Below are 6626 nucleotides of genomic sequence, written 5' to 3' on the forward strand. Positions count from 1 at the left end.
TTAGTCAGTAACAGTGAATCCCATAGAACGAGCAGTACCTTCGATCATACGCATTGCAGCTTCAAGAGATGCAGCGTTCAAGTCAGGCATTTTAGTTTCAGCAATTTCTTGTACTTGTGCACGAGTAACTGTTGCAACTTTAGTTTTGTTTGGTGTACCTGAACCTTTTTCAACACCTGCAGCTTTTTTCAAAAGAACAGCAGCTGGTGGTGTTTTAGTGATGAAAGTGAATGATTTATCTTCATACACAGAGATAACTACTGGGATGATCATACCAGCTTGGTCAGCTGTACGAGCGTTAAACTCTTTTGTGAATCCCATGATGTTGATACCTGCTTGACCAAGTGCTGGACCGACTGGTGGAGCTGGAGTAGCTTTACCTGCAGGAATTTGAAGTTTTACGAGTTTTTCGACTTTTTTAGCCATGATATAAAATCCTCCTATTGTGGTTTTGGCGGTAATTAAAGATTTTTACCTCCCACAAATATGTGTTTTACACATACCTTTTCATTATACACGAATTTCAAAGAAATGCAAGCTTTAGGTTTACTTTTTTTCACATTTTTTATAGAATGAATGTATGTTTGAATCGATTATATTTTTAAAAATAGTAGCCTTCCTATTTATCTTTCTAACCTTGGCCATTTCGATAATTGCTGTCAAGTTTTTTAGGTTGCAAAACCGAGGATGGAACTTTGCAGACATTGCCTTTCCTCTCTATGCAATTGAATTTTATCTGATTTCGGACAAGGCCTACTATAACAGTCTACTGCCTCAGCTTATCCTAGCACTCTCACTACTAGCGATTGGTCTTTGTGGTTTCTTCCTTTTAAAGAAAAAGAATTTTTTATATCGCCGTTTCTTCAAGATTTTCTGGCGAGCTAGTTTTATCTTGACTTTTTTGATGTATCTAGCTTTGGTTATTGCGGTCTTCACTTTAAAATCCTAAAATCATCCATCCTTTCATAGATGGCATAATAAATCCCCATTGCAGGCGCAGTGGGGATTCTTTTTATACTAAATCAGACAAGGCGACGTAGATGTATAGTCGAATGAATTAGCTTTCAGACAAGGAACTGAGGTGCAGGTTGCTAGCACAGCCTAGTGGCTGTGCTAGGTTGGAGATATAACTTGCAAAGCAAGTCACTTCTGCAGAGTACGGCAAGCCGAAAGTGACGATGTATCAAAGTTAATTCAAATGACTATAGATAGAACTGACCTTCATCAAATCAAGTCAACAGCGTATGATTTTGATTTTCTAAGAGTATTAATTAGTTGTCATATTGAAAGGCCTCTCTAGGCATGAAAAGATGGACTTATTCATGAATTTCTAGAGGGAGGCCATCTGGATCAAAGAAGAAGGCCATTTTTTTACCATCAAAATCATCTGTTCGCAGGACTTCATGTCGGATGTCCAAACGGTCAAACTCTTCCAGACAGGCTTCCACATCTGCAACCTGAAAGGCTAGATGGCGTAGACCTGTATGTTCAGGATGGGGCAGGGCAGGACGCATTGGCGCATCTGGTTTGATGAAAATTTCCAAAATCAGATTGCCTTTTTTGACATTGAAGAGAATATCATTTTTTTCTGGGCGAATATGCTCATCCACCTGTTCAAAGCCTAGTTTCTCAACATAAAATTCTCTTGTTTTGTCGTAGTCACTACCGATAATTGCAATATGATGAACTGCATCAAATTTCATTATTGTGTTTCCAATACCTTTCTAGGTTTTGTTCCTTCAGCTGGACCAATGACACCCGCTGCTTCTAGCTCTTCCATGAGGCGTGTTGCCCTGTTAAAACCAACAGACAAGCGTCGTTGAATCATAGAGGCGCTGGCTTTTTGTGTCTCAACTACCAAGGCACGTGCTTCGTTGAAAAGTGGATCTCCTCCAGCATCACCAAAACCTGCATCGCCATCACCTTCTGCCACTTCACCTGGATCAAAGGATTCATCATAATCTGCATCTGCCTGATCCTTGATAAAGCCAACTATTGCTTCTACATCATCATCGGATATAAAGGAACCTTGCAAGCGGACTGGATGGTTTTCATCAATCGGTTTAAAGAGCATGTCACCGCGACCCAAGAGTTTTTCAGCACCGTTTTCATCTAGAATCGTCCGACTATCTGTACCGCTTGATACGGCAAAGGCGATACGAGATGGTACATTGGCTTTAATCAAACCTGAAATAACATCAACAGATGGTCGCTGGGTAGCAAGAATCATGTGGATACCTGCTGCACGAGCCTTCTGTCCCAAGCGAATAATGGCATCTTCCACTTCCTTGCTGGCTACCATCATCAAGTCTGCCAACTCATCTACGATTACCACAATGAGAGGAAGTGGAATCTGTTTTTCTTCTGAACGGCTATTAAATTCTTCGACCTTCGCATTATAACCTTCCAAGTTTCGGACACCAATCTGGCTAAACAACTCATAGCGTTTCTCCATTTCATCCACTACTTTTTGAAGAGCTCGAGCAGCCTTGCGTGGGTTGGTCACAACGGGAATCAATAGGTGGGGAATATCATTATAGACCGATAATTCGACCATTTTTGGGTCAATCATCATGAACTTAACTTGGTCTGGACCAGCTTTCATGAGAATTGAAGAGATGATACCGTTGACAGCAACAGACTTCCCTGAACCAGTTGAACCAGCCACCAATAGATGGGGCATACGTGCTAGGTTAAAGGAACGGACGGAACCATTGACTGCCTTACCGAGAGGAATTTCCAGAAGTTTGTCTGGGTCTGTTTTAGATTGTTCCCAGAGCTCACGGAAAGGTACTGTAGCCACTTCGGAGTTTGGAACTTCAATACCGACCAGAGATTTTCCTGGGATAGGAGCTTCAATACGGACATCTTTAGCCGCAAGGGCTAGAGCCAAATCATCAGCTAGGTTAGAAATCCGATTGACACGGACGCCGACTGCTGGTTTGACTTCATACTTGGTTACCGATGGTCCAATCTCAGCACGCTCAACTACTACCTTGATTCCAAAACTGGCAAAGGTGTCTTCTAAAACTTTAATATTCTGACGAACAATTCGTTTTTCATTGGACTGACTCTTAGCTTTTATAGGAGCAAATAAGTCTATGGACGGAAGTTTATATGCTAGTCTCTGCTTAGGCTTGAAATCAATCTGCACATCTGTCTCGTCCTTCTCAAACTCATTTGGTTCAGAAGCCTGGCTTGCCGAGTTTGATTGTGCTGGTTGGTCATCTTCTGCCAACATAATAGGAAATTCATCTTCTATGTCTAAGTGGTCATATTCTGAAATAATCGGTACTTGAACAGGCTCTTCTTCGAGGATTTCACCCGTTTCTAAATCGACATGTCTATCTACCAGTGCCAAAGCCCGAGCTGACTCTTCCTCTTCCTCTAGACGAAGGCGTTCCTCTTCTAGACGAGCTAATTCTTGCTGACGTTTTTCTTCTTGTTCTGCTTTCTTCTGTGTTCGAAGCTCTGCTCTTTTTACCTGCGTCTCCGCCAACTTATCTTTGGCAACCGCCAAGCCATCGGCAACATCATAAACAGACCATGGGCTTACAAAAAAGATACCAAATGCTATCACTAGAAGACCGATGAAGAAGGAACCGACATTTGCAAAGAGGAAGGAGACTGGCAGATAGAAGATACCTCCAATCATCCCTCCGCCTAGAAATGCTGTTACCTGAAACTTAGCTAGGTCTGACAAGGCCAATTTTAGAGTATGACCGAATAGGTCACTCCCTTGATAGGTCCAGTCTAAATAAGCCTGAAATTCAATTAATAACCCGATAACAATCAGCCAGAAGCCCGATATGGTCCCTTCTCTTTCGCGTAAGACTTTGGGAATAAGAAGGTAGATAAATGTACCTGCCAATAATAGATAGGCCAGACTACCAAATAATAGCCGGAAAATATTGTAGCTGGTCACTCCAAACACACCTAGGCGACTGGCTGCAAAGGCAATGAATAAAAGACCCAATACTCGAAGGGTGATATTTTTAACACGTTCTTGCTGTGCTAATTCTGCCTTGGTTGGTCGCCTCGTAGCCTTTCCTTTTTTACTTGTCTTTCTCATAGATACCTCAACTTTCTCAATCTCTTTATTTTATCATAATTGGGAAGAATTTTCATGGGAGAAAAAATAGACCAGCCTTGCCAGTCTACATCTTCTTCTTTGGGTGTTTGTCAATGACTTCTGGGTGATTCTCGAGAGCAGCTCTGCCTTTTTCCGTCAAGGCATAACCTCGGACAGCAAAGTATGGAGCTAGCTTTTCTTCTGTCAAGTTGTCCTTGAGGGCAGTGTCGAGGTCTGCCGCCTTCATCTTGGACAGGCCTGTCACGCCTTCTGCCTTGAGGATATTCTTCTTGGCAGTGGAGGTGATGTGGTCTAGGGAATCAAAGGCCGATTCCACATAGGCATAACCGTCTGCGATCAACTGCTCCATGTGAGCAGGACCGTTGATGCCATACATATACTCGAAATATTTTGAGTAGGGCGTCGTCGTTTCAAAAGAACCCAGGCTAATCCGCCATAATAAAATAATATCTCCTGGCAAAATTCCTTCTTCCAGACGAACCATATTGCGTTTGGGAACGGGTTTGGCCTCCAAAAGCCAGGCTGCCAAGTCACGCTCGGGGGAAATATAGGGTTTGACCTCGTGGTCTTTATACATTTCTTCAACACGATTCTGGAGTGACATTTACTTTACCTCACGAATTGCGTAATAATTTCCATCATTGTCTGCAAAGCTAATTACCTTCATGAAACCAAGGTCCATGACTGGATTCGTTGTGACACCACGTTCAACAAGTTCTTCGTAAGTTTTGGCTACATCTACTGATGTCATTAAGATTGATGGTGTACCTAAGTTTAATTCTGGCTCCATTTCAGCAACCTCCGCCTTATCATGAAGTACAAATTGTACCTCACTATCTGATTTAGGTGCAATAATGTAAGAAGTTTGGGGGCCTTGCACTTGTTTTTCTACACGTTCAAATCCCATTTTCTCTTTCCAAAATTGAGCTGAAGCCTCAATATCATTCACATATAACATAACTTGTCCGATTGATTGAATCATCTTAAATACCTCTTTTGCGTTGTACGAACATGTGTTCAAACCATTATACACTAGATAGGGATATTCTCCAAAGAAAAACGACTCTTAGAGCCGTTCAAAACTTAGGAAACGAGTCCCCTGAAAATGCAGAGTGCCTATATCTCCCTCTGCTAAAAGGGTATATTCATCTGAACGAAGGCGAAATTCCTGCCGTTTTCCCTCCCATTCAAACGTTACATAATAATTGGTTCGTGCTACTTCGTTACCAAAAACATGGGTTCGTTTAGAGACAAGCTTAGCCTTGCAAGATTCTTTGGGTGCCCGATTGTTGTGGTGCCATTCCATAAAATTTTTAATGATATGGAAACAAACTGTCGCTAATATGATTGCGGAAAAACTGTAGAAAAGGGCCGTATGCCATACTAGGCTTCCATCTGGGTCAAACAAGTTCTCAAACATCATTATTCTCCTTTTACATCTGTAAATATAGTATATCATATTATTGTTTTGAATACACTTTTTATACTAGATAAAAATTGAAAAAATCCATATTTCATGGTAGAATGAGCATAATTTTGAACAAGACAAGAAAGGATTTTCAATGAAAAAAATACTAGTTCTTGCTCTAGCTTCGAGCATCTTGCTAACTGCCTGCACAAACAACTCGACAGCTAATAGCTCATCTTCTACAGCATCTAGCTCTAGTCCAAGCTCGACTACGACAGCTGATACAACTGCTTCTAGCCAATATGCCAAAGATTTGGCATACGCCATTAACAATCCTAAAGCTACATTCCCCCAACTTTCCAATGAAATTGGTGAAAATGAGGCTGCTATTAAAATAAAAACAACCGAAGGCGACATCACTATAAAACTCTTCCCCGAGCAAGCTCCACTAACTGTAGAAAACTTTCTGACTCATGCGAAGGAAGGATACTATAATGGAACGATCTTCCATCGTGTCATTAAGGATTTCATGATTCAAGGTGGCGATCCTCTTGGAAATGGTACTGGTGGAGAGTCTATCTGGGCCGGAAAAGATACTACTATTGATGCTGGGAATGGTTTTAAAGACGAGATTTCAGCTTTCCTTTATAACATTCGTGGCTCACTTTCTATGGCAAATGCTGGCGCGGGAACAAATGGAAGTCAGTTTTTCATCAATCAAAATACAACAGACATGTCTAGCCAACTCTCTAGTTCTAGCTATCCTGGTAAAATCATTGACGCTTATAAAAACGGAGGCAATCCAAACTTAGATGGCAAGCATACCGTATTTGGTCAAGTCATTGAAGGGATGGACATCGTGGATAAAATCGCTTCCGTCGAAACAGACAATAGCGATAAACCTAAAACAGATGTAAAAATTGAGTCTATTGAAATTCTGAAAGATTACACCTTTTAAAAATGAAGCTGGGCAAGACCTCTATGATGTCTTGCCCAGCTCAGAATGAAGACAAACATCTCGCTTGATGTTTGTCTTTTTCTGTTTATTGGTCTGATAGTCCGTCTTTTTGCCAGAATAGTGGCTATTTGGACAAAATAAAAAGGCTTCCCTGTCCTCATTTTTAC

General features: G+C 41.3%; 8 protein-coding genes. 2 read left to right on the forward strand and 6 right to left on the reverse strand.

The annotated features are described in order from the left end of the window. Positions 1 to 426 (reverse strand): 50S ribosomal protein L11, encoded by a 426-nt coding sequence (rplK, locus tag ODU37_RS01530; RefSeq protein ID WP_002935890.1) that lies wholly within the window; start codon positions 424 to 426, stop codon positions 1 to 3. 154 nt (positions 427 to 580) lie between these two features. Between rplK and ODU37_RS01535 the strand changes: the two genes are divergently transcribed. Next, a complete protein-coding gene (locus tag ODU37_RS01535) occupies positions 581 to 949 on the forward strand; it encodes a DUF3397 domain-containing protein (RefSeq protein ID WP_105106349.1) in 369 nt (122 codons plus the stop codon). A gap of 367 nt (positions 950 to 1316) precedes the next feature. Here ODU37_RS01535 and ODU37_RS01540 read toward each other — a convergent pair whose 3' ends face one another. From ODU37_RS01540 to ODU37_RS01560, 5 genes are all read right to left on the reverse strand, one after another. Next, positions 1317 to 1703 (reverse strand): VOC family protein, encoded by a 387-nt coding sequence (locus tag ODU37_RS01540; protein WP_172087241.1) that lies wholly within the window; start codon positions 1701 to 1703, stop codon positions 1317 to 1319. Continuing rightward, the gene (locus ODU37_RS01545) at positions 1703 to 4072 is read right to left on the reverse strand and encodes a DNA translocase FtsK (protein WP_105159028.1); all 2370 of its coding nucleotides are present in this window, start codon (positions 4070 to 4072) and stop codon (positions 1703 to 1705) included. Before ODU37_RS01545 ends, ODU37_RS01540 begins: the two co-directional genes overlap by 1 nt. A gap of 85 nt (positions 4073 to 4157) precedes the next feature. Further along, complete coding sequence (locus tag ODU37_RS01550; RefSeq protein WP_249562261.1) at positions 4158 to 4697, reverse strand: hypothetical protein; 540 nt, start codon at positions 4695 to 4697, stop codon at positions 4158 to 4160. Further along, positions 4698 to 5075 carry a glyoxalase/bleomycin resistance/extradiol dioxygenase family protein gene (locus tag ODU37_RS01555; protein WP_002935876.1) on the reverse strand — a complete coding sequence of 126 codons (378 nt, stop codon included), beginning with the start codon at positions 5073 to 5075 and terminating at the stop codon, positions 4698 to 4700. It lies immediately after the preceding gene. Positions 5076 to 5159: 84 nt separating this feature from the next. Beyond that, positions 5160 to 5513: a DUF2500 domain-containing protein gene (locus ODU37_RS01560; protein ID WP_249562262.1), complete on the reverse strand. Its 354-nt coding sequence runs from the start codon at positions 5511 to 5513 to the stop codon at positions 5160 to 5162. 142 nt (positions 5514 to 5655) lie between these two features. Here ODU37_RS01560 and ODU37_RS01565 point away from each other — a divergent pair, with 142 nt between their 5' ends. Continuing rightward, positions 5656 to 6459: a peptidylprolyl isomerase gene (locus ODU37_RS01565; protein ID WP_012027287.1), complete on the forward strand. Its 804-nt coding sequence runs from the start codon at positions 5656 to 5658 to the stop codon at positions 6457 to 6459. Positions 6460 to 6626: the final 167 nt, after the last annotated feature.

The sequence above is a fragment of the Streptococcus sp. 2021WUSS109 genome, from assembly GCF_044427305.1.
In the GTDB taxonomy this organism is placed as follows: Bacteria; Bacillota; Bacilli; order Lactobacillales; family Streptococcaceae; genus Streptococcus; species Streptococcus suis.

What these genes read in the sequence shown, in the direction of transcription:
- ODU37_RS01555 (WP_002935876.1), bottom strand. Translation starts at nt 5,075, where the DNA reads ATGATTCAATCAATCGGACAAGTTATGTTATATGTGAATGATATTGAG.
- ODU37_RS01565 (WP_012027287.1), top strand. Translation starts at nt 5,656, where the DNA reads ATGAAAAAAATACTAGTTCTTGCTCTAGCTTCGAGCATCTTGCTAACT.
- ODU37_RS01550 (WP_249562261.1), bottom strand. Translation starts at nt 4,697, where the DNA reads ATGTCACTCCAGAATCGTGTTGAAGAAATGTATAAAGACCACGAGGTC.
- ODU37_RS01560 (WP_249562262.1), bottom strand. Translation starts at nt 5,513, where the DNA reads ATGTTTGAGAACTTGTTTGACCCAGATGGAAGCCTAGTATGGCATACG.
- ODU37_RS01540 (WP_172087241.1), bottom strand. Translation starts at nt 1,703, where the DNA reads ATGAAATTTGATGCAGTTCATCATATTGCAATTATCGGTAGTGACTAC.
- ODU37_RS01545 (WP_105159028.1), bottom strand. Translation starts at nt 4,072, where the DNA reads ATGAGAAAGACAAGTAAAAAAGGAAAGGCTACGAGGCGACCAACCAAG.
- ODU37_RS01535 (WP_105106349.1), top strand. Translation starts at nt 581, where the DNA reads ATGTTTGAATCGATTATATTTTTAAAAATAGTAGCCTTCCTATTTATC.
- rplK (WP_002935890.1), bottom strand. Translation starts at nt 426, where the DNA reads ATGGCTAAAAAAGTCGAAAAACTCGTAAAACTTCAAATTCCTGCAGGT.